The organism is Bradyrhizobium sp. MI1.10 (assembly GCF_055811035.1).
Genome location: NZ_JBVVPN010000019.1, coordinates 1 through 20,549, shown reverse-complemented (window position 1 = coordinate 20,549; position 20,549 = coordinate 1). Strand labels below are relative to the sequence as shown.

At 61.5% G+C, this 20,549-nt stretch carries 17 protein-coding genes and 2 pseudogenes; 5 read left to right on the top strand and 14 right to left on the bottom strand.

From position 1 onward, the window contains the following. Nucleotides 1–63 precede the first annotated feature (63 nt). A complete protein-coding gene (locus tag AC0L3K_RS20575) occupies nucleotides 64–1,482 on the bottom strand; it encodes an MATE family efflux transporter (RefSeq protein WP_157234121.1) in 1,419 nt (472 codons plus the stop codon). Between the two features lie 706 nt (nucleotides 1,483–2,188). Between AC0L3K_RS20575 and queD the strand changes: the two genes are divergently transcribed. Then, nucleotides 2,189–2,551, top strand: coding sequence for a 6-carboxytetrahydropterin synthase QueD (gene queD / locus AC0L3K_RS20570; RefSeq protein WP_473366845.1), 363 nt, complete (start codon nucleotides 2,189–2,191; stop codon nucleotides 2,549–2,551). Between the two features lie 422 nt (nucleotides 2,552–2,973). Here queD and AC0L3K_RS20565 read toward each other — a convergent pair whose 3' ends face one another. Further along, complete coding sequence (locus AC0L3K_RS20565) at nucleotides 2,974–3,165, bottom strand: hypothetical protein (protein ID WP_473366785.1); 192 nt, start codon at nucleotides 3,163–3,165, stop codon at nucleotides 2,974–2,976. 96 nt (nucleotides 3,166–3,261) lie between these two features. Next, entirely contained in the window at nucleotides 3,262–6,366 is a 3,105-nt protein-coding gene (locus AC0L3K_RS20560; protein WP_473366784.1) for an efflux RND transporter permease subunit, read from the bottom strand. A gap of 1,476 nt (nucleotides 6,367–7,842) precedes the next feature. Between AC0L3K_RS20560 and AC0L3K_RS20555 the strand changes: the two are divergent. Both AC0L3K_RS20555 and AC0L3K_RS20550 read left to right on the top strand, forming a co-directional pair. After that, a pseudogene (locus AC0L3K_RS20555) lies at nucleotides 7,843–8,003 on the top strand (IS256 family transposase); the annotation flags it as partial. A 740-nt stretch (nucleotides 8,004–8,743) separates the two neighbouring features. Beyond that, a complete protein-coding gene (locus AC0L3K_RS20550; protein WP_473366783.1) occupies nucleotides 8,744–10,447 on the top strand; it encodes a recombinase family protein in 1,704 nt (567 codons plus the stop codon). Here AC0L3K_RS20550 and AC0L3K_RS20545 read toward each other — a convergent pair. The 9 genes and pseudogenes from AC0L3K_RS20545 to AC0L3K_RS20505 form a co-directional block, all read right to left on the bottom strand. Further along, nucleotides 10,429–10,518 (bottom strand): annotated as a pseudogene (locus tag AC0L3K_RS20545) (4-hydroxybenzoyl-CoA thioesterase); the annotation flags it as partial. The gene AC0L3K_RS20550 and the pseudogene AC0L3K_RS20545 sit on opposite strands and share 19 nt — an antisense overlap. Then, nucleotides 10,515–10,886: a type II toxin-antitoxin system VapC family toxin gene (locus tag AC0L3K_RS20540; protein WP_007599975.1), complete on the bottom strand. Its 372-nt coding sequence runs from the start codon at nucleotides 10,884–10,886 to the stop codon at nucleotides 10,515–10,517. The pseudogene AC0L3K_RS20545 and the gene AC0L3K_RS20540, both read right to left, overlap by 4 nt. Then, nucleotides 10,883–11,074 carry a type II toxin-antitoxin system VapB family antitoxin gene (locus AC0L3K_RS20535; protein WP_007599974.1) on the bottom strand — a complete coding sequence of 64 codons (192 nt, stop codon included), beginning with the start codon at nucleotides 11,072–11,074 and terminating at the stop codon, nucleotides 10,883–10,885. Before AC0L3K_RS20535 ends, AC0L3K_RS20540 begins: the two co-directional genes overlap by 4 nt. Before the next feature lie 50 nt (nucleotides 11,075–11,124). Continuing rightward, nucleotides 11,125–12,042 carry a metallophosphoesterase gene (locus AC0L3K_RS20530; protein ID WP_219682863.1) on the bottom strand — a complete coding sequence of 306 codons (918 nt, stop codon included), beginning with the start codon at nucleotides 12,040–12,042 and terminating at the stop codon, nucleotides 11,125–11,127. 129 nt (nucleotides 12,043–12,171) lie between these two features. Next, complete coding sequence (gene ruvB / locus AC0L3K_RS20525) at nucleotides 12,172–13,224, bottom strand: Holliday junction branch migration DNA helicase RuvB (protein WP_219682864.1); 1,053 nt, start codon at nucleotides 13,222–13,224, stop codon at nucleotides 12,172–12,174. Further along, a complete protein-coding gene (locus AC0L3K_RS20520; RefSeq protein WP_473366782.1) occupies nucleotides 13,221–13,751 on the bottom strand; it encodes a hypothetical protein in 531 nt (176 codons plus the stop codon). The genes ruvB and AC0L3K_RS20520 overlap by 4 nt, the downstream gene beginning before the upstream one ends. Then, nucleotides 13,748–14,365: a Holliday junction branch migration protein RuvA gene (ruvA, locus tag AC0L3K_RS20515; RefSeq protein WP_007599970.1), complete on the bottom strand. Its 618-nt coding sequence runs from the start codon at nucleotides 14,363–14,365 to the stop codon at nucleotides 13,748–13,750. Before ruvA ends, AC0L3K_RS20520 begins: the two co-directional genes overlap by 4 nt. Next, the gene (gene ruvC, locus AC0L3K_RS20510; protein ID WP_007599969.1) at nucleotides 14,362–14,889 is read right to left on the bottom strand and encodes a crossover junction endodeoxyribonuclease RuvC; all 528 of its coding nucleotides are present in this window, start codon (nucleotides 14,887–14,889) and stop codon (nucleotides 14,362–14,364) included. Before ruvC ends, ruvA begins: the two co-directional genes overlap by 4 nt. A gap of 70 nt (nucleotides 14,890–14,959) precedes the next feature. Beyond that, complete coding sequence (locus AC0L3K_RS20505; RefSeq protein ID WP_473366781.1) at nucleotides 14,960–15,706, bottom strand: YebC/PmpR family DNA-binding transcriptional regulator; 747 nt, start codon at nucleotides 15,704–15,706, stop codon at nucleotides 14,960–14,962. A 206-nt stretch (nucleotides 15,707–15,912) separates the two neighbouring features. Here AC0L3K_RS20505 and AC0L3K_RS20500 point away from each other — a divergent pair, with 206 nt between their 5' ends. Together AC0L3K_RS20500 and AC0L3K_RS20495 are read left to right on the top strand one after the other, a co-directional pair. After that, a complete protein-coding gene (locus AC0L3K_RS20500) occupies nucleotides 15,913–17,661 on the top strand; it encodes a methyl-accepting chemotaxis protein (RefSeq protein ID WP_473366780.1) in 1,749 nt (582 codons plus the stop codon). A 109-nt stretch (nucleotides 17,662–17,770) separates the two neighbouring features. Then, nucleotides 17,771–19,195, top strand: coding sequence for a methyl-accepting chemotaxis protein (locus AC0L3K_RS20495; RefSeq protein ID WP_007599966.1), 1,425 nt, complete (start codon nucleotides 17,771–17,773; stop codon nucleotides 19,193–19,195). Between the two features lie 690 nt (nucleotides 19,196–19,885). Here the strand turns inward: AC0L3K_RS20495 and AC0L3K_RS20490 are convergent. Both AC0L3K_RS20490 and AC0L3K_RS20485 read right to left on the bottom strand, forming a co-directional pair. Continuing rightward, entirely contained in the window at nucleotides 19,886–20,134 is a 249-nt protein-coding gene (locus AC0L3K_RS20490; protein ID WP_007599964.1) for a hypothetical protein, read from the bottom strand. A gap of 107 nt (nucleotides 20,135–20,241) precedes the next feature. Then, a complete protein-coding gene (locus AC0L3K_RS20485) occupies nucleotides 20,242–20,490 on the bottom strand; it encodes a hypothetical protein (RefSeq protein WP_473366779.1) in 249 nt (82 codons plus the stop codon). Nucleotides 20,491–20,549 lie beyond the last annotated feature (59 nt).

Sequence of the window (20,549 nt, the reverse complement as noted above, 5' to 3'; positions counted from 1 at the left end):
CCTCCCAGGAGGCTAGCGCCCAATGCTCTGTGCCTCGATCATATCCGTTCTCAGCTCAACCCGCTATCCCGATCGCTCTTGAGGACCGTGCCGGAGCGCTCGTCTGAGCTCGCCGAACTGGTTGAACATGACGATGAGAGCGATTATTCCGGCGCCAAGCTCTGCGAGAGCTTGACTGGCTAACAGTCCGTTAAAACCCGCTACCAGCGGGAATAACAGTACGGCCGGTATGAAGAGATACCCCTGCCTGGCCAAGGACACAATTGCACTGAGGCGCGCTCTCCCAAATGACTGAAGCATTGCCGTCACGAAACTCTGCACCCCAAACAGTCCAAAGAAGAGATGGAACACGATGCAGGTCGAGACGGCAATTTCGGTGACGTACTCGTTATCGCTAAATAGGCTCACCAAAGGCCTCGCAAAAATCACAACGGCCGCAGAATACAGCACCGAGAATGCGATCGTCACGAAGAGCATGAACTTCGCAGCTCTCAATATATGAGCATAGTCGCGTGCGCCCCAACCGAAACCCAGGATAGCTTGAGCGCCAATACAGAACCCGGTGATAGGCAGTGCGCCGACCATCAAGATACGCACAGCTATTCCAACCGCGGCGATGGAATCGTCGCCGAACGGCGCAGCAGCTCCGTACAAGAGCATAACGGCAAGAGCAGATAAGATACTCGTCATTGTCGCCGGCGCGCCTACCAACGCGAGCTGTCTGATGCGATCTGCTCGCAATGATATGTGAGATATCCTGACGAGAACCGTCCCGCCAAGCTTCGTAAAATACACGATATACAGTCCGACAGCAGAGATCTGAGACACCAGCGTTGCGAGGGCTGCGCCTCGCACGCCAAGGTCAAGTGAAAATATGAAGACGGGATCAAGCACAGCGTTCAGGATAAACGCGGTCATCATCACCCACATGCTAAATCGTGTATAGCCTTCGGCTCTTACAATGAACCCGCTGACGGTATTTAGTAGCATCGGGGTGTACCCCAACAAAACCGTTCCCGCGTAGTCGAGCGCCACGGGCATGATGGTTGGGGTTGCTCCGAGCGTTGCAAATATCCCTGGCAGATTTGGAAGCAGAGTGAGGGTGACTATGATACCGATCGGAGCGGCCAGCGCGAGTGCCGTGCTTGCGCCTCGACTCGCTTCTAGGTACTCACGAGCGCCCAGATGACGAGATATGAACGACGCTGCTCCAACACCGATCCCCTGTCCGGCTGCGGCGAGCAGGACCACGATCGGCAAGGTCATGCTAACAGCTGCGATCGCCTGCGCGCCTAGGGCGCCAACAAAGATCGCATTGACGACCTGCTGCAGCGCATGGATCGATAATCCAACAACAGACGGAATGGCGAGCCGCAGGATAAGACTCAAGAGATTCTGGTCCGATAGATCGACGTGCTGTTTTTTCTTTGGCATCACATTGCGCTTGCTGTCGAGGGCGAATTCTGTATTCGGTCCATTCACGGACGAGTGAACTTTTCCAAATTCGACGATGGCGTACTCAGCGCAATCCTCTCCAGATCTGCTCTGGCAGGCCGTGATCGCCTGGATAGGTTGACGTTTTCAAAGCTGATTTTTGCCTGGGCATCGCCTCCCGTCAGTTGTAGCGAATACTGACTGAAGTGTTCGAGGGTAGCCCCCAGGTTCTGCTAGTCATATTGTGCCGTTCCGCCCTTTGGTTGAGCACCGTGCCGGGTTGCGTTCACTTCTCGGGATGATGATCGTCGGGGAAACGCGGCCAGACCCTAGAGCCTCAAGTTGGTTTTGGCATCTACCGGATCTTGTAGTAGACGCTCCATCATCGGCATGGCACAAGCAATGAACGTGCTCAGAACCACTGTGGTGGTTCGATGATGTCCTGCAATCTGTACACGATATCGGGTTCCTCAGCGCGATCGAGACGAACGGCAGGCTGCCGGCCCCGGCCAGCGTGGTGACTGGATTTGCGTCAGTAAATCGCGCCGCGCTGGCCGTCACTCGCGGACACGAACTGAAAATTCGTGTGGCCGCAACCGGCAGCCTGCCAGACCGGTTCGATGAACGTGGCTTGGACAATTTCTGCTTCGATCGAAAGACCGCCCTGACGCCGTCGAGCGGCGGGCTATCTCATACTGCCTGGCTCAGCCGAAATGGCGGCTCAGCGTGCCGTCCCACAAACACTCGGCATCACATGAAGATATCCCAAGCATTTAAGTTCGAGGCAGCGCACCGACTTCCAAACGTCCCGCAGACACATCGCTGTCATCGGGTGCATGGTCATTCCTATCGCGTCGAGGTCGTGCTGAAAGGGGCAGTCGATCCGCACACCGGATTCGTAATGGATTTCTTCAACATGGAGGAAGCGTTTGGCCTTCTTATAAAGAAGCTCGATCACCATTGCCTGAACGACGTCCCGGGACTGGAAAATCCGACGGCGGAAAATATCGCCATCTGGATCTGGGAGTACGCGAAACCGCGCCTCGCCCAACTCTCGAGCGTGAGGGTGTACGAGACGACGGATAGTTGGGCGGAATATGACGGGCCCGATCGCTGAATTCAGCGCTCATTTGGGACTGTGTCGATGCGGCGCGCCTGTCGTTCTTCGGCTCAGAAGCGGACTTGCTCGATCTGCGATTCGGCTCTTCATCCGCCACGCCCGCGGCTAGATTTCCGCGCTCACAGAAGAGCCCTTGGATCCGACCGGAGCGCCCGGTTTGGCTATGAGGACACCCATCACGTGACCGCATTCGAAAAGCTTCCGGCCAAACGATTCGGAATCCCGCGTTGTGCTAACCGCGGAACGATCTGAGGGACTCGTCCTCAGGAGCGAATTCGATGCTGATTGTACCGGCGAGACGACCCGCCATCCCGGACGCTGCGTTGTGCAGATGTGGTGAGCGACGGATGCCTGGGAGGGTTTCACGGTCCCTTGCGCGTCCGGAGCTTCAAGCCGGTGGTGCGAAGCTTGGGGGGGGGTCATGTGTTCGGCGAAGAGCGCGTCGCGGATCCGTTTCTGCTCCGACAGGCGGATGCTGTTGTTACCTGACCGAGCAGGCCACCGCCACGGAAGCGGCGGTATTTGGTCGCGATGTAGTCCTTCACCTCGGGCAAGCAGTAGATCGAGACGAAGCGCAGCAGCCGCGGATCATCCTTCCTGTCCGCCGCCATGAACTGCAGGCACCCAGTGCGATCAAGTTACCGCGGTCGGCGAGCAGCGCCGCTACGCTAGCGGCGCGATCGAGCAACCCGAGTTGATCGTTAGGATCATCGCTTGGCCAGGTGGGCATCGGATGCTCCGATGAAGGCGAGCTCGGCGGCGTTCTGGACGTGATCGGAACTCGCGTCGGCGCGGTGATCCGACGCGATCGCGACATAGAGCGCCGGCAGCACGAAAAGCGTGAACAGCGTGCCGATGGACATGCCCGCGACGACCACGAGCCCGATCGAGAAGCGGCTCGCGGCGCCAGCACCCGTTGCGGTCAACAAAGGTAAGAGGCCCGTGACCATCGCCGCGGTGGTCATCAAGATTGGGCGGAGGCGGACGCGCGCCGCCATCTCGATGGCCGAGCGGGAATCGAGTCTCTCCTTGAGCTGCAGCTGATTGGCGAACTGGACCATCAGAATACCGTGCTTGGATATCAGCCCAGCCAATGTCAACAGTCCGATTTGGGTGTAGATGTTCATCGTCGCCAAGCCAAAGAATAGCGGGATTAAGGCGCCGGCGATTGCCATGGGAACGCTGAACATGATGATGAGGGGATCGCGCAGACTTTCGAACTGCGCCGCGAGCACCAAGAAAATGACGATGAGTGCAAACGCAAAGGTGATGACTAGTTTGTTACCCTCCTGCACATATTGACGGGCGTCCCCGAGGAAGTCGTGGCTGAACTCTGGGGGCAGTTTCATTGCCTCGACGTCGAGGAAGTCCACAGCCTGACCGATCGTGACGCCGGGCATCGGTACGGCTTGGAAGGTCGCGGAGTTGAGCTGGTTGTAGTGGGTGAGTGCGTTCGGATTGGTCGCAGTCTCGATGGAGACCACGGTCGATAGCGGCAGCATCGAGCCCGCCGCTGTCTTGACATAATAGCTCCCAAGTGATTCCGGCGTCAGGCGTTTCTCGCGCGGCACCTGCGGGATCACTTCGTAGGAGCGGCCCTGCAGGTTGAAGCGATTGACGTAGTTTCCGCCAAGGAGGGTCGCGAGCGCGCTACCGACGTTCTGCATGGTGATGCCAAGGTCGCTCGCCTTGGATCGATCGACCTTGATTCGCACCCCCGGCTGGTTGAACTCAAGGTCAGAGTCGCTGACCATGAACAGACCGCTCTTGCGCGCGGCATCCTTCAGCTCCGACATCTGCTCGTAGATGTACTGGAAACCGAGCGTCGACTTGATCACCATCTGCACTGGTAAGCCGCCCGAACCGCCCGGAAGCGGCGGCAAGCTAAAGGCAAATGCGTTGATGCCTTCCAGTTTGGACAGCTCGGCCTGGACCAGCGATTTCAGCGCGATCGATGAGCGCTTGCGCTCGGCCCAGGGCTTAAGCAACATCCCGGCCATGCCGCCCTGCGGACCGCTGATGCCGTTGAGCACGAAGCGAAAATCCGTCTCGGGAAACTTCTGGAGTGCCTTGTCGAGCTTGGCGCCGTAATAATCCAGGTAATCAATATTGGCGTATTTCGGCGCTTTTGTCAGTGCGAATACGATGCCCTGATCCTCCTCGGGTGCGAGTTCCTTGGAAGTGTGCATATACAGAAAGGCGACGAGGCCCAGCATGGTCAGCGCAAACAGCCCGGTAATCGGGCGATAGTCGAGCGAGCGGTCGAGCTTGCGGCCGTACCAGCGCGTCATGGCGCTGAACACACGATTCACAAACTTTGCAAACCGCCCCTCTTCAGCGCTCTTCAGGAAGACCGCGCACATCATGGGCGACAGCGTCAACGCGATCACGCCCGACACGATCACCGAACCCGCCAGTGTAAACGCGAATTCGCGGAACAGCGCGCCGGTGAGGCCGCCGAGAAAGCCGATGGGCGCGTACACGGCGGCCAACGTAATCGTCATGGAGAGGACGGGGCCGACGATCTCGCCCGCGCCATTCGTAGCGGCCTGCGCGGGCGACGCACCTTCTTCCATATGGCGATGAACGTTCTCCACCACGATAATTGCGTCATCAACCACAAGACCGATCGCAAGCACCATCGCAAGGAGGGTCAGCAGATTGAATGAGAACCCCAGCGCCAGCATCATACTGCAGACGCCAATAATGGACAGCGGAATGGTGACGACCGGAATGATGACAGACCGCAGGGAGGCCAGGAACAGGAAGATCACCAACACCACGATCGCGACCGCCTCAAGGAGCGTCTTCTCCACCTCGTCTATCGATGATTGGATGAACTTGGTGGAGTCGTAGGCCACTTCCATCTTCAGCGATGGCGGCAGGCTGCGCTTCATTTCTGGAAGCAGTGCCCGAACGCCTCGCGCTATGTTCAGTGGATTACCTTCTGGGCTCGCCTGCACGGCGACGAAGATCGCGTGTTCGCCGTTCATCGCGACGCTGGCGTTTGTGCTCTGCGCCGCAAGCTCGACTGTCGCGATGTCCTCCATGCGCACAAAGCCGCCGTCGTTGGCTTTGACGATCATGCGCTTGAAGTCATCAACACTCCGCAGATCAGTGTTGACCGTGACGTCGGCGAGAGTGAAATAGCCCTTAGTCTGGCCGGCCGCAGCCTGGAAGTTGTTGGCCGCGATTGCAGCCGAAACATCAGCTGGCGACACGCCGTGGCCCGCCATTCTCGCGGGATCGAGCCATAACCGCATCGCAAAACTCTGGCCGCCGAGGATGTCTGCCGCTGCGACGCCGTCTACAGTTGACATAATCGGTTGCACCACGCGCGAGAGATAGTCGGAGATCGCGCTGGCCGTCAGTTCTTCGCTGGAGAAGGCGATATACATGACAGCTGTGGTCTGACCGGCAGATTTGGTGACGACCGGATCGTTCGATTCCTTAGGGATTAAATATTTGACCGAGTTGACCTTGGAGAGCACTTCAGTGAGCGCCTCGTTGGGCTCGAAATTGAGCTTGATATAGACCTGGATCGTCGAGGCACCGAGCACCGAGGAGGACGTAATGTAATCAACGCCTTCGGCCGAAGCGAGCGCTTGCTCAAGGGGCGTGGTGATGAACCCCTGGATCATGTCGGCGGAGGCGCCAGGATAAGAGGTTGTGATATTGACGACCGTGTTGGTCAGCTTAGGATACTGCCGGATTGGCAAAACGGTGGCCGCACCAATGCCGGTCAGCAGGATCAGGAGACTGACGACGATAGACAATATCGGACGTTTGATGAAGAGCTCGGTAAATGCCATCGCGATGCTCGCATTCAAGAGACTGACGGAAATTCGCCAGTAAGCCAGGCTACAGCAACAGTCATCAACGCGGCGACTGTGGCTAGGGGACCTTCTCAGGGTAGAGCCCCATGTTTCTCTTAAGCTAGCAACCGCCCCGGGGGGTCCGGCTCGAACCAGTAGAGCTGAGCCTCTGGGCAAAGCCGCAGACAATGTAAAGAGTCAGCTCCGTCGTAGCAGCCGATGTCCAAGATCACTGGGTCCTGCTTCTGGAGGGAGCACACAATGTGCTGATGGACCTCCAACGCGGAAGTGGGCTGACGTATTTCCATTTAACCTCGTCCCACGCCTCAATGGCAGCAATGCCTTGCAGCACACTTATCAACTCAGCTTAGGATTTCGCGCCGCCCCACCCTTCGGACGATCCAGCTTCGACGCTGAAACTACAGACAAGCCGACGGGCAGCTCAACTCTACAGAGGTAAGCCGGGGATATAGAACGGGTTGCATAACCTATACCAACGTTTGTCGACGAGCGACGCCCGCATGAGCCGCGCGAGACTTGTGATGTTGCTCGAGAGCACAGGCGTTTCCCTTCGGTCTTGTGCTTCACGATGAACCGGCCATCTTGGGTCCGCCCGCAAAGTAAGTGAACCCCAGGAAGGCGAAGGTCTCGGCCACCGCTCGCTGCGCGGCTGACGCGGGACGGCCGCGAACCGCGCCCAACTCGATCAACCGGGTTTTGTCCGCATGGAGCGCCGGCCAGTCGCGCCTTGAGGGCCAAGAGCATTTCCTGGGCATCTGCCTTGCTCTCGAAGCCGATGACGAAGTCGTGCGCAAAGCGCACGGTCACAACGCGACCGCGTGCATGGCGACCGCTCCAGTGGTCGACCCAGCGATCGAGGAGGTAATGCAGGAAGATGTTGGAAAGGAGCGGACTGATCCTGCCCTTTGCGGCGTGTGTCCTGCTTCTCGCCGCTCTCACGAACGCTAGCTCGCAGCCGCATCTCGATGAGCTGCAGGATACGAGGATCGGCAATCCTGTGCGCCACCATCCGCAGCAGCCACTCGTGGTCGACCGAATCGAAGACACTGGATATGTCATGATAGCCGGATCCAGGGCATCAAGCTCCATCTGAGGATCCCGCCCCGGCCGGAGGCCGTAGGAGAACCCGAGGAATTCGGGCTCATAGGCGGCGCTCAACACCTCGGCCACCGCGCTTTGGACGATCTTGTCCTCTAGCGGCCGGCACACCGAGAGGCCGCCTACCCCCGTCGGCTTGGGGATGTAGACGCGCCGCACCGGCTGTAGCCGGTAGGGACAGTGTGGACCCGTGCGCAGAGATCGCGGATAGGTCCGTGAGCCCCTCTTCGTACTTTGCCTCCCTTATCGCATCGACCTCCGCGCCGGCCTGCGGGCTTTTGTCGTCGAAACGCCCGAAGCAGAGCGTCTTTCTCGATGTGGTGCAGCAAGGCTGTGAACCGGTTTGGACATATGGTCGGCATGTTCCCCAACGAGGAGGCCATGGTTCGCCTCATTGGAGCGGTCCTGCTCGAACAGAACGACAATGGGCCGTCCAGCGCGCCCGTTACATGACGCTAGAAACCATCGCGCCTTTGAGCGATGATTCGAGCGTCAGCCTTCCGGCCGCCAGCTGACCGGCCCGGCCCTCTTGCCGGCGAACCGGTTGCCCGAGCGCCAGTTACAGCATGCTGAGGAACACGAGTATTTCTGACAGTGCTTTTCGCGCCCTACTGCGGAGCTCACGAAGACGCGATTGCTGGCTCTTGGAGCCTCGACGCAAGAGCGATCGAACAAGCGGAATAAGAAAAGACCCAATCATCGAAGGGTCCTTGGGGTCGGACCACCGCGTCTGGGCTGAACGTTACAGTTCGCCGGGGCTCTGCGGCAGCCACTACAATCTGTGGGGAACCGAGGACGGCTCCTACGCACCGGGCACCCGCACCCGCACCCGCACCCGATAACAAACTTACGCCGCCGACAGTATTTTTACTCCGCTTTGCTTAGCATTTCTGCTCTGGACTACGCGCCTCATCGCCAGGAATGCCCTCACGCACGCTGCGGCACTTGACGAATTTCATTTTCATTCGACGCTGCCGAAGCCAGCATGAGGGACGCGTTGCGAGTAATCGCTGCGGCTTGGCCGTAGCGCAGCGCGGAAATTTACGCTAGCTTCCGCTCGCGAGTTTGCAAATGCCTACCCGCATTCGATCTTTCCGAAGACAACGAGCGACCATTCGACCGCTTGCCCCCTCCCATCCTCAGAGCTGGGATAATCCGGACAATGAGGAAATCTGGTTTGAGTTGGCGCGCGCCATCGGACGTCAGATCGCACGGGATGAAAATCATGGCTCGGGGCAGCCGATAGAGGACCGGCATGACGACACCGTCATCGAAGAAAACGGCCGTAATATACGCGCGCTATTCGAGCGACATGCAAAAGGCGAGCTCGATTGACGGTCAGCTGTTACTCTGCCGCAAGGTCGCATTGCGCAACAACCTCGATGTCGTCGGCGAGTTTGTGGATGCCGCAAAATCTGGTCTTACCGAAGGTGCGCGGGACGGCTATCAGCGCTTGCTCAACGGTGTGCGAAGCCGGCAGTTTGACGTAGTCGTCGTTGAGCATTTCGACCGCTTGTCGCGCGATCCCGCAACCATCCAGCGTCTCAAGCAGGTTTTCGAGTTCAACGGCGTTGAGCTGATGGATCAGAAAGGAGTCTACGCGACCGCCACTGACATTAGCATCGCAAGCCTGTACAACACGATTTACAAGCCGCAGCTCGCCGAAAAGGTTCGGCGCGGCCATGACAACGCTGTTGCGAACGGAAGAATTCCGGGCTCATACGCCTATGGTTATCGGCCAAGGCCGGGCGCGCCCGGCGAGCGCGTAATCGATGAGAACGAAGCAAAGATTGTGCTCCGCATCTTCAAAGAATATGCAGCGGGCCGCTCGACCCGAACTATCGCCGCTGACCTCACCCGCGAAGGCGTGCCCTCACCAGGGGCAACTCGTCACAAGAACAAGGCGGGTCGCACCACCTGGAACCATCAGTGCATCACAGGCGGTCGGCATGGTCGCGGCATTATCGGCAACGAACTATACATCGGCGAGATACATTGGAACGTTCGCTCGACAATTCTTAACCCAGAGACGCAGAAGAAACAGAAGCGCCGCAATCCGGCAGAACGCCACATTATCGTCAAAAAGCCAGAGCTGCGGATCGTTCCGCAAGGGCTCTGGGATCTAGCGCAGAAGGTTCGTAGGGTGCGCGCGGTGTCTATGTTCGGACCGACTGGCCAGCCGCGGCGTCGCGCCGTGAGTCCGCGCAACAATGAGCACCCGCTTGCCGGTGTGCTCCGGTGTGGCGTCTGCAATGGCCATATGCGAATCGCTCAATCCTCGCGTAACGGTGCGCCGCGCGCGGCATGCGCGAGCGCGCATCAGCGGGGCACCTGCGAGCACACCCGTAGCTTTGATATGGACGTTCTGCTCGAGGATGCCTCCGAAAAAATCCAGGTGAAATTGCTTTCGCCGAAAGCCATTGAAGAGGCGATGCGTACTTGGAAGGAGGAGCGCAAAAACGATCGGAACAATGGTAGCGAACACAATAAGCTAGAGCATCGACGCCGCGTATTGACTACCGAGATCGAACGCCTCTCTTATGCCATCGCAAATAGCCGCCGCAAGCCGGACGAATTGCTCAAGCGGATCGATGAGTGCGACCTGGAGCGGGAAAGCGTTGAAGAGCGCTTGCGGCTGCTGGGCGGTGGCGGCGAAAATATAGTTGGCTTCGATCGCCCGAAATTCAGTGACCGATACTCCTCGGAGGTTAGAAGGCTTATCACCGCGCTCAAAACCAATCCGAAGGCGATCGAAACTCGCATTGCCTTCCGCAACTTGATTGAATGCATAGTAGTGCATCCGGTTCGCAAGCGGATGCCCTACGAATATACGCCCTACCTGAACAGCTCCGCGCTTTGCGGAAAGAACCTTTTTCCCGAAAACCGCAGCAAGGAGCGAGAGATCAGCACGTTTGCATACTACGACAATGGCAAGTCAGGGAAATCCGTGTCCTCGTAATAGACGCGGACCTGCATGCGGTGGCGGCCGTCGCGGATCTCGCCGTCGAGATGAGACATCGGCGTACTCATTGGATATCGGCAGCCAATTTCAACGACCGAGCTGCCGCAAGCAATCGCTTGTCACGTGTCCAGATTGTTGCCTCGACTGTCAACATCGTCGATGCGAGCAAGTGGGCATCGACACACCCAATGCCCAATCCGGACAACTTTCGCTTAACGATAAACTCTAAGACTTCGCTATTGCTGGCGATCGTCGCCTTAGGGAGGAGGTTCAGTTCATCAAGCATGTCAGAAGCCTTCGACACGCGCCCCAGGAGCAATTCGCCGATCACGAACGGATGAATAACGATGTCACCGTGATCGAGGAGGCCAGCAAGCCGTCCATCCGTGCGGCGGAAGTGGTCGATCCAGATCGACGTGTCCGCCAGGACTTTCACTTGGGCCGGCGGCGCGGCGGAGCCTTGGCGTTGGGTTCGGTACCTCCCATCCGCGCGAGACGGCGTGCGGCCTCCCGTTCAACGAAGGCTATCAAGGCTTCCCTAACGACGGCTGCCTTTTCGCTGACGCCAGCAAATTCCTGCGCCTTGGCAAAAAGCTCGTCGTCTATCGCGATCGTCGTTCTCATGGGGCACCTCTACATCGAATATAGCATCATTTGATGCAGAATTCCATGCCTTAGATCACCACCGGCCCCCGCCCCAGCGTCACCTCGACGATTTCCGGCGGCACGCCGACGCGGACCGGCATAAGGCTGCAACCGAGGCCGCCGGAAACGATGAGGTCGCATTTGAGCCGGAAGTGACCATAGGCGAGCCGCAGGCCATGCTGCCGCGAAACTGCCGGCGACCAGCCGAGCAGGCGGATCTGGCCGCCATGGGTGTGGCCGGACAGTTGCAGCGCGACGCGGGCGGGCACGCGCGGCGCGATATTGGGCTCATGCGCGAGCAGGATGATCGGCGCATCGTCGGTGGCCTTGGCAAGCGTCGCGTCGAGATCGTCAGCGCCGAAGCGCCCCGTGCTCCGGAAGCGGCGCGCCGGCAGAAAGGCGAGCTGATCGCCGAGGCCAGCGAGCCAGAACGCGCGGCCGTCCTTGGCGAGCCGCACGACGTCGTTCTCGTAGACAGGAATGCCGGCCGCCTCCAGCGCGCGATGCGCGACCGTCGGCCCGTGCCCCACCTGCTGCACGGTCCTGTCCGCCCAATAATCATGATTGCCCATGACGGCATGGACGCCGAGCGGCGCTTTCAGACCGGCCAGCACCTTGGCCCATTCGTTCGCCGGAATGATGCGCGTGACCTGGTGCAAGCCGGCGACATAGTCGCCGAGCAGCACGATGATATCCGCGTTCAGTGCGTTGGTGCGCTCGACGATGGAATCGATCCGCTCCAGCGACATCCAGGGATCGCAGGCATGGATGTCGGCGATCACGGCGATCTTCAGCGGAAAGTCCGCGGGCCATTGCCGCGGCGTCGGATGATAGCGGGTGACACGAAGCCGCAGGACCGGCTCGACGCCGACGCCATAGGCCGCGGTCGATACGCCGAGGGCGGACAGGCCGCCGATGGAACGGAAGAAATGACGGCGCGTGATCATGGCAGCCCGATCGTGATGCGGCTTCTTGATGCGATCCTATTGGAGCGGAAATGGGGTGGGTTTGTGCAGACCCTCTGCACGAGATCACCGGAAATTCATGACGGCGCGAGCAGTCTGCAGTTGCGTAGATCAGTCGTCGCTCTCGTCGGTGCCGAACAGGCCGATCTGTGCCGCCGCATCGCGCGAGGGCTCGCTGATGCCGAGATGGCGGAAGGCGTGCGAGGTGAGCAGGCGGCCGCGCGGGGTCCGCTGCAGATAGCCACACTGGATCAGATAAGGCTCGATGATGTCTTCGATCGCATCGCGCGGCTCCGACAGAGCGGCGGCCATCGTCTCGACGCCGACCGGACCGCCGCCATAGTTCTGCGCGATGGTCGTGAGGTAACGGCGGTCCATGGCATCGAGGCCGGCGGCGTCAACCTCGAGCGCGCTCAGCGCGTGGTCGGCAATCTTGCGATCGATCCTGTCGGCATCGGCCGCCGAAGCAAAATCGCGCACGCGGCGTAACAGCCGGCCGGCGATACGCGGCGTGCCACGCGCGCGGCGCGCGATCTCGTTGGCGCCATCCACGCTCATGCCGACGTTGAGCACGCGGGCGCCCCGGGTGACGATGCTTTCCAGCTCCTCGATGGTGTAGAAATTGAGCCGGACCGGAATGCCGAAACGATCGCGCAAGGGATTGGTGAGCAGGCCGGCCCGGGTGGTGGCGCCGACGAGAGTGAATTTCGACAGCTCGATCTTCACCGAACGCGCCGCCGGGCCCTCGCCGATGATGAGGTCGAGCTGGAAATCCTCCATCGCGGGATAAAGCACTTCTTCCACTGCCGGGCTCAGGCGATGGATCTCGTCGATGAAGAGCACATCGCGCTCTTCGAGATTGGTGAGGAGTGCTGCGAGATCGCCGGCCTTGGCGATCACCGGGCCTGACGTGGCGCGAAAGCCGACGCCGAGCTCCTTGGCCACGATCTGCGCCAGCGTGGTCTTGCCGAGGCCCGGCGGGCCGACGAACAGCACGTGATCCAGCGCCTCGCCGCGCTTGCGCGCCGCCTCGATGAAGATGGACAGATTCTTGCGCGCCTGCTGCTGGCCGACGAAGTCGGACAGCGATTGCGGGCGCAGCGCAGTGTCGCCGACATCATCGCTGCGGCGCTCGGGCGTGACCATGCGGGGAGGCGTGCTCATGCGGGCAGGATAACACGGTGCAGCGGTTTCGCGAGCCACCAGCACAGGCTCGCCGGGATGACAGCGACGACGGCGAGCATGGCGGAAAGCTTCAGCGCCTCAGGCGCGGAACGGACACTCGGCAAGATCACCGCCGAGGTTTCGGAGGGCACAACGAACATGCCAAACCCGACGAACCCGGCGGCGGCCACGGCCGCGGCGAGCCACGCCATCCAGATCATGTTGAGGTCGGCGTAGACCGCGGCAAGCGCGAAGATCAAGCCGGCGGCGACTGCGGGAAGGAACGAGGCGAGAACCGTGGCGATGGCCAGCAGCACGATCGCGATCGAAACCAGGGTGCGCAGTGCTTCCAGCTCGACGAGCGCAAGAAACATCTGCAGCACCGCGGCCCCGAGCGTGGTCACCATCACCGAAACCAGCGCGGCGACCGTCAGCGGCCCCACAATGGAGAAGATCACGACGATACCGGCCACGCGCGAAAGGCGACGAAAAAGACCGGCGACGGGATTGGCGCGGGCCGCATTCACTTCGACAGCTCCTTCAGGCCCAGCCGGATGAGCTGCGCGGTCTCGGCGCTCTCGCCCGCGCTGCGCGAGGCCGATGCGATCGCGGCCGCAGCCTGCGGCTGGCCGTAGCCGAGATTGACCAGTGCGGAGATCGCATCCGCGACCGGCCGCGGGGCGCGCTGGTCATCGACAGCGCCGGCGAGGTGCACGACCGCCGGATCGACATTGGAGAAGGCCGGCGCCTTGTCCTTCAATTCGGTGACGATGCGCTCGGCGACCTTGGGACCGACACCGGGCGTGCGCGTCACCGCAGCCTTGTCACGCAACGCGATCGCGTTGGCGAGATCGGACGGCTGTAGCGTGCCGAGCACGGCGAGCGCGACCTTGGCGCCGACGCCCTGCACGGTCTGGAGCAGGCGAAACCATTCGCGTTCCTGGTCGCTGCGGAAACCAAACAGTTTAATCTGATCCTCGCGAACATAGGTCTCGATCGACAGCACGGCGGCCTCGCCCGGCGAGGGCAGATGCTGCAGCGTGCGCGTCGAGCAATGCACCTGATAACCGACACCGCCAACATCAAGGATGACGAAATCCTCGCCGTAGGAATCGATCAGGCCCTTGAGCTTGCCGATCATAAGCCTGCCACCTTCAGCCGCAGCGCGGTGCTCTGGCGATGATGGGCGTGGGTGATGGCGATGGCGAGCGCGTCGGCGGCGTCCGCGGACGGCGGATCGGCCTTGGGCAGCAAAATCTTGAGCATCATCGCGATCTGCTGCTTGTCGGCGTGGCCGGCGCCGACCACCGTCTTTTTCACCTGGTTCGGCGCGTATTCGGCAACACTGATGCCGAACATCGCGGGCGCGAGCATGGCGACGCCGCGGGCCTGGCCGAGCTTCAGCGTCGCGACGCCGTCCTTGTTGACGAAAGTCTGCTCGACCGCGGCCTCCATCGGCTTGTGACCGGACAGGACGGCGGCGAGCCCCTCATGGATCGCGAGCAGCCGGCTCGCCAACGGCAAATCGTCCGGCGGTTCTACCGAGCCACAGGCGACATAGATCAGGCGGTTGCCCTCAGCCTCGATCACGCCCCAACCGGTACGGCGCAAGCCAGGGTCGATGCCGATGATGCGAACGGGGCCACGAATCGGGAGCGTCGTCATGAGCCAGTGATAGCGGCTGGCTGCCGTGGGGGAAACAGAAACAGAACGGAAGTAACAGGGGAAGTGGCCCCTACCCGCCCATCTTCGCCAGCAGCGCGTCCGACACCTCGAAATTGGCGTAGACGTGCTGGACGTCGTCGTGCTCGTTCAGCAGGTCTATCAGCTTGAGCAGCTTCTCGCCGGTCTCGTCGTCGACCGCGACCGTGTTCTGCGGCTTCCAGATTAGCGCGGCCTTGCGCGGCTCGCCGAACTTGGACTCCAGCGCCTTGGCGACGTCGCGATAGCCTTCGGTCGAGGCGTAGATCTCGTGGCCGCCTTCGCTCGAGATCACGTCGTCGGCGCCGGCCTCGATCGCGGCATCCAGCACGGCATCGTCGGAGGCGACGCTGCGGTCGTATTCGACGATGCCGGTGCGATCGAACATGAAGGACACCGAGCCGGTTTCACCGAGATTGCCGCCGGACTTGGTGAAGAAGGAGCGGATGTCGGAAGCCGCGCGGTTACGGTTGTCGGTCAGCGCCTCGACGATAACGGCAACGCCGCCGGGGCCGTAACCCTCGTAGCGGATTTCGTCGTAATTCTCGCCGTCATTGCCGAGCGCCTTCTTGACGGCGCGCTCGATATTGTCCTTCGGCATGTTCTCCTGGCGCGCCGCGGTGATGGCCGCACGCAGGCGCGGGTTCATGTTGGGGTCGGGCGTCCCCAGCTTGGCCGCGACGGTGATTTCCCGCGCCAGCTTGCCGAACAGTTTCGACTTCTGGGCATCCTGCCGCCCCTTGCGGTGCATGATGTTCTTGAATTGGGAATGTCCGGCCATGCGTGATCTTCTCTAGGGGAATCGTGCGCCAAGGTGAGCGTGGGAAGCGCGGCCTTATAGGCCGCCACCCCACTGGAAAGAAAGAGGCTCTACGACTTTAAGGTAACACCGTACGGGCCCGTGCCTAGATGTCAGGCATCGTTAACCCTGATTTCATTCCAGCTTGCGAAAATAGCGCCCGACCGTCCCCCGACAAGAGAGAGCTGATGGCGTTCGGACTATTTCGGAAGCGTCTGCCGGACATGGCTGCAACTGCGGCCGCCCCGCAGGCTGCGCAGCCGGCGGCCCATTCCGAGTCTGCCGTGGCCGTCGAAAGCGATTCGGCCAAAGAAATCCTGGAACTGCTGGAACTCGAGCTGGGCGCGATGATTCGCCAGCTCGAGCGCGCCGCCAATTCGGTGGCCGGCGGTGCCGAGGCGACCGCCACGACGCTTGCCGCCATTCGCGACCGTACCGACGCCCTCACCGGCCGGACCAACGCCGCGCAATCGAACGCCTCCACCTTCGCCCATGCCGCCGACAAATTCACCCAGTCGGCGCTAGGCATCGGGGCCCAGGTTCGCGAGGCCGGCAAGCTCGCCGACGAGGCCAGCGCCGCGGCACAGGAAGCCCGCGCCAATGTCGACCGCTTGCGCGAATCCTCGGCCGCCATCGGCAACGTCGTCAATCTGATCGCACAGATCGCACGGCAGACGACGCTGCTCGCGCTCAACTCGACCATCGAGGCCGCGCGCGCGGGCGCTGCGGGAAGAGGCTTTGCGGTCGTCGCCACCGAGGTCAAGGCACTCGCGGTGCAGACCCAGGGCGCGACGGAGGAGATCACCAAAAAGATCGACGCGCTGCAGCGCGACGCCGCCGGCTCCGCGGATGCGGTGCACCGCATCTCGCAGGCGATCGAGGCCATCCGCCCGGTCTTCGAGACCGTCAACGGCGCGGTCGCCGAACAGAACGCCACCACCAGCGAAGTCTCCGGCAACGCGACAAGCGCATCGGAGTTCATCATCTCGGTCGGCGAAAGCGCGGCCGAGATCGATGCCGCGACCAAGGCGGCCGAGAGCCACGGCGAGAACGTCGCCAGCGCAGGCAAGGCCGTGACCGCCTTCGCACAGAAATTGAAATCGCGCTGCGCCGTGCTGCTGCGCCAGAGCGAGCACGACGACCGCCGCAAGACCGAACGGCTGCCCTGCCATCTCAAGCTCGAAACCGCCCGCGGGGTGCTGCCGGTCTACGAGATAGCGATGGACGGCGTGCTGATCGGCGGCGCGGACGCGGGCCGCCTTGCATCGCAAGCCATGATCGAAGGCACCCTCGAAGGCGTCGGCGCCTGCCGCCTGCGCGTAGTCGAGCAATCCAAGGCCGGCGCCCGCGCGCAATTCGTTAGTCCCAATGCCGAGCTCCGCGAGAAGATCGAGGACAGGCTCTGGTCGATCCACGAGGAAAATACGGAGTTCGTCACCCGCGCCATGGAGGCCGGTAACGCGCTGACCGGAATCTTCGAGCAGGCGATTGCCCGCGGCGAGGTGAAGATCGACGAGCTCTTCGACACCGATTATGTCGAGATCGCAGGAACCAATCCGCAGCAGTACCGCACCAAATATCTCGACTGGGCCGACCGCGCGCTGCCGGCGTTCCAGGAAGCCTTTTTGGCAAAGGACCCGCGCCTGGCGTTCTGCGCCATGGTCGATCGCAACGGGTTCCTGCCGGTGCACAACAGAATCTACTCGCATCCGCAGCGGCCGGGCGATGCCGCCTGGAACACGACCAATAGCCGCAACCGGCGGATGTTCAACGATCCGGCGGGGTTGGCCGCCGCGCGCAACCTGCGCTCGTATCTGGTGCAGAGCTATGCGCGCGACATGGGCAACGGCAACACGGTGATGATGCGCGAGATCGACGTTCCGATCCGCGTGCAGGGCCGGCACTGGGGCGGATTCAGGACGGCCTACAAGCTCTAGTGCGCGCTCAGGCAAGACGCCAACGCGCGAATCACCTCTTAAGACCGGAATTGGAATGGGAATGCCGCGGAGAGCCGGCGAACGGCTCTGACTGGAGGACTCTCAAGACATGTCCGTCGTACAACTTGCAGTACTGGACACCGGCTCCAACCGAACACTTTCCGAACGGCTGATCGATCAGCTCGCCGACCGCATCGGCGGCCTCGGCGTGGAACTCGCTGACATCGCCGGCAACGTCCAGGAAGTCGCAAGCCGCGTCGCGAACCAGTCGGAGCGGTTCCATCACCTCCAGGAAACCGCCGAGACGATGGTCTCGGCCAATCACGACATCGCCAATGCGTCGCAGGCGGTGCAGACGACCACGTCAGCGGCGGTCGGCGAGATCGCGCAGTCGCGTGGCGCGGTCGATGCCGCGGTCAGCCACATCTCCGAGCTCGTCGCGGCGGTGGAGCGGATCGAGGCGCGGCTCAGCGCCGTCGGCTCCGCGCTGGCGCAGGTGGCAAAAGTGTCCGGCTCGATCGAGGCGATCGCGAAGCAGACCAACCTGCTCGCGCTCAACGCCACCATCGAGGCGGCACGCGCCGGCAATGCCGGCCGCGGCTTCGCGGTGGTCGCAAGCGAGGTCAAGAACCTCGCGGAAGCCACCCGCCAGGCCACACACCAGATCTCCGACACCGTGCGCGATCTCGACGGCCAGATCGAAGGCCTGATCGGCGAGAGCAGCGATGCCTCGCAGCGCGCGAAGACGGCCGGCGAAGGCGCCCAGCGGATCTCCGGCATCATCTCGCGGGTCCAGCAGGGCTTCGCCTCCGTGGAAGCGGAGATCGGCAGCGTCACGCGCGCCGCGACCTCCAATCTCGGACATTGCGACACCGTCATCAGCGAGCTCAACGAGCTCGCCAAGGGCGTCGACCTCTCCTCGCGCGATCTCAAGAACGCCGATCAGCGCGTGACCAAACTGCTCGACACGTCCGAAGGCCTGATCGCGCTGATCGCCGACAGCGGCGTCGAGACGTCGGATGCGCCGCTGATCCGCATCGTGGTCGAGACCGCCAAGCGGATCTCCGACGAGTTCGAAGCCGCCATCGGCCGCGGCGAGATCACGCTCGATCAGTTCATGGACGAGAATTACCGGGAAATCCCCGGCACCGATCCCAAGCAGTACAACACTGGCTATGTCGACTTCACCGACCGCGTGCTGCCCGCGATCCAGGATCCGATTCAGAAGTCCGATCCCCGCATCGTGTTCTGCGTCGCCTGGGCCAAGGGCGGCTATCTGCCAACGCACAACCCGAACTACCGTCTGCCGCAGGGCAAGGATCCGGTCTGGAATAATGCCAATTGCCGCAACCGCCGCCTGTTCACCGATCGCGCGGTGCAGAAGGTCGCAGCCAACACCAAGCCGTTCCTGCTGCAGACCTATCGCCGCGACATGGGCGGCGGTCAGTTCGTGCTGATGAAGGACCTGTCCTCACCGATCATGATCCACGGCAAGCACTGGGGCGCCTTCCGGATGGGCTTTCGGCAGAGCTGAGGACCGCTCCAGCGGCCCTTGGGTCAAAAAAACCTGAAAAACAACCCCATGCACAGTAGCCGGGGCGAGCGGAATCAATGGCTTAAGTGCCCGATAAATCCGTGGGCTTAGGCGCTCGCAAAGCGGTTGCGCCGTCGGGCAAAACAGGTGCATACTGCTATTATTCCGAAATCTTCAGCCCCTCTTCTCCCCTTCCGAGAGAAGCCGATTTCGATAGGCCGCGCGCTGTACGGCCTTCCGGGCCTACGCTGAGGTGGCCCGGTAGCTGTGCTTGGCAATGAACGGACTACTTCTTTTGCTCGGTGGTCGTCGTGGCGGCCGGGGTGCCGTCGCGAGCGTCCCGTCGCTCGTCGCGTCCCGTACGCCGTGCTTGCCGCCGCTCCGTGCGGCCGGCGCGGCGCTCCTGCCGCCGCTCTGTTCGCCCGCTGCGCCGCTCCTGGCGGCGTTCCGTACCCGACTTAGGCGCGTCCGCTGGCGGCGTAGTAGGCGCGGCGGCTGGCGCGGTGGTTTGAGCAACAGCCTCTGAGGCCGCAAAAATTGAGGACGAAGCCACAAGCCCAAACACCCCTGCGTATCCAAGGAAAGTGAGTGCGTTGCGACGACAGACCTGTTTCGGCTCCGAACGTTCATTCATGTTCAGGCTCCCGGTTGCTGCCCCGTCAGAGCATGTCACCAGCGTCCGTGGCCTAGCTATTGATCTGGATCAACTTGTTTCGGTGCTTCAAGCCACGTTGGGATTTCGGTCGATGGGATCGACACTCTCGGAAAGTGAGGGATGATAGTCCCTGCAGTGACGATCAGTCCGTCGTTGAATTTGGTGCGCGCAAAATCCTTAGCTGCTGCTTCGCTTTCAAACGTGTTCGTTAGACGCGGATGTCGCCGCCTTGACAGTGTGCCGTCCGGCGGCACTTCAAAAGTGACATACCAAGTGTGTTTCATGCCCTAATGCCGCCCCGGCGGTACTAGTGACTATCCCCGCCAGACCAAGAAAAGCCGCCACCGGGACGAAACGATGACGGCTTCTTGCTGGCTTGCGAAACCGGCCTTTACCGCCCGGCTCCAACGCGGTTGACGCCACCATTCGCATTGCCACCGGCGTTATGACGGACTGCGGCGCGCGCCACCGGGCGCGGCCTGAGCACGACGCCTGCCCGGGCAACGCAACCCGCGGGATATTCTACGTACTGGCAGTAAATCACAGCCTTGGCTGGGGTTGGACTAAGCGACAGGGTTGCAAGCCCAAGCAGGCCGCTGGCGGCAATGCCCGCGACCGTCGCTGTCGCGCGCCGTGGCAAACTGCCCCCTCTGCGTCACGAGGAATTGCCCCTCCTCGAATAGCTGAGGAGAGAGTGAA

Coding starts and splice junctions, on each gene's coding strand:
- queD (WP_473366845.1), top strand. CDS start 2,189: ATGAAGATATCCCAAGCATTTAAGTTCGAGGCAGCGCACCGACTTCCA.
- AC0L3K_RS20565 (WP_473366785.1), bottom strand. CDS start 3,165: ATGGCGGCGGACAGGAAGGATGATCCGCGGCTGCTGCGCTTCGTCTCG.
- AC0L3K_RS20560 (WP_473366784.1), bottom strand. CDS start 6,366: ATGGCATTTACCGAGCTCTTCATCAAACGTCCGATATTGTCTATCGTC.
- AC0L3K_RS20550 (WP_473366783.1), top strand. CDS start 8,744: ATGACGACACCGTCATCGAAGAAAACGGCCGTAATATACGCGCGCTAT.
- AC0L3K_RS20535 (WP_007599974.1), bottom strand. CDS start 11,074: ATGAGAACGACGATCGCGATAGACGACGAGCTTTTTGCCAAGGCGCAG.
- AC0L3K_RS20530 (WP_219682863.1), bottom strand. CDS start 12,042: ATGATCACGCGCCGTCATTTCTTCCGTTCCATCGGCGGCCTGTCCGCC.
- ruvB (WP_219682864.1), bottom strand. CDS start 13,224: ATGAGCACGCCTCCCCGCATGGTCACGCCCGAGCGCCGCAGCGATGAT.
- ruvA (WP_007599970.1), bottom strand. CDS start 14,365: ATGATCGGCAAGCTCAAGGGCCTGATCGATTCCTACGGCGAGGATTTC.
- ruvC (WP_007599969.1), bottom strand. CDS start 14,889: ATGACGACGCTCCCGATTCGTGGCCCCGTTCGCATCATCGGCATCGAC.
- AC0L3K_RS20505 (WP_473366781.1), bottom strand. CDS start 15,706: ATGGCCGGACATTCCCAATTCAAGAACATCATGCACCGCAAGGGGCGG.
- AC0L3K_RS20500 (WP_473366780.1), top strand. CDS start 15,913: ATGGCGTTCGGACTATTTCGGAAGCGTCTGCCGGACATGGCTGCAACT.
- AC0L3K_RS20495 (WP_007599966.1), top strand. CDS start 17,771: ATGTCCGTCGTACAACTTGCAGTACTGGACACCGGCTCCAACCGAACA.
- AC0L3K_RS20490 (WP_007599964.1), bottom strand. CDS start 20,134: ATGAAACACACTTGGTATGTCACTTTTGAAGTGCCGCCGGACGGCACA.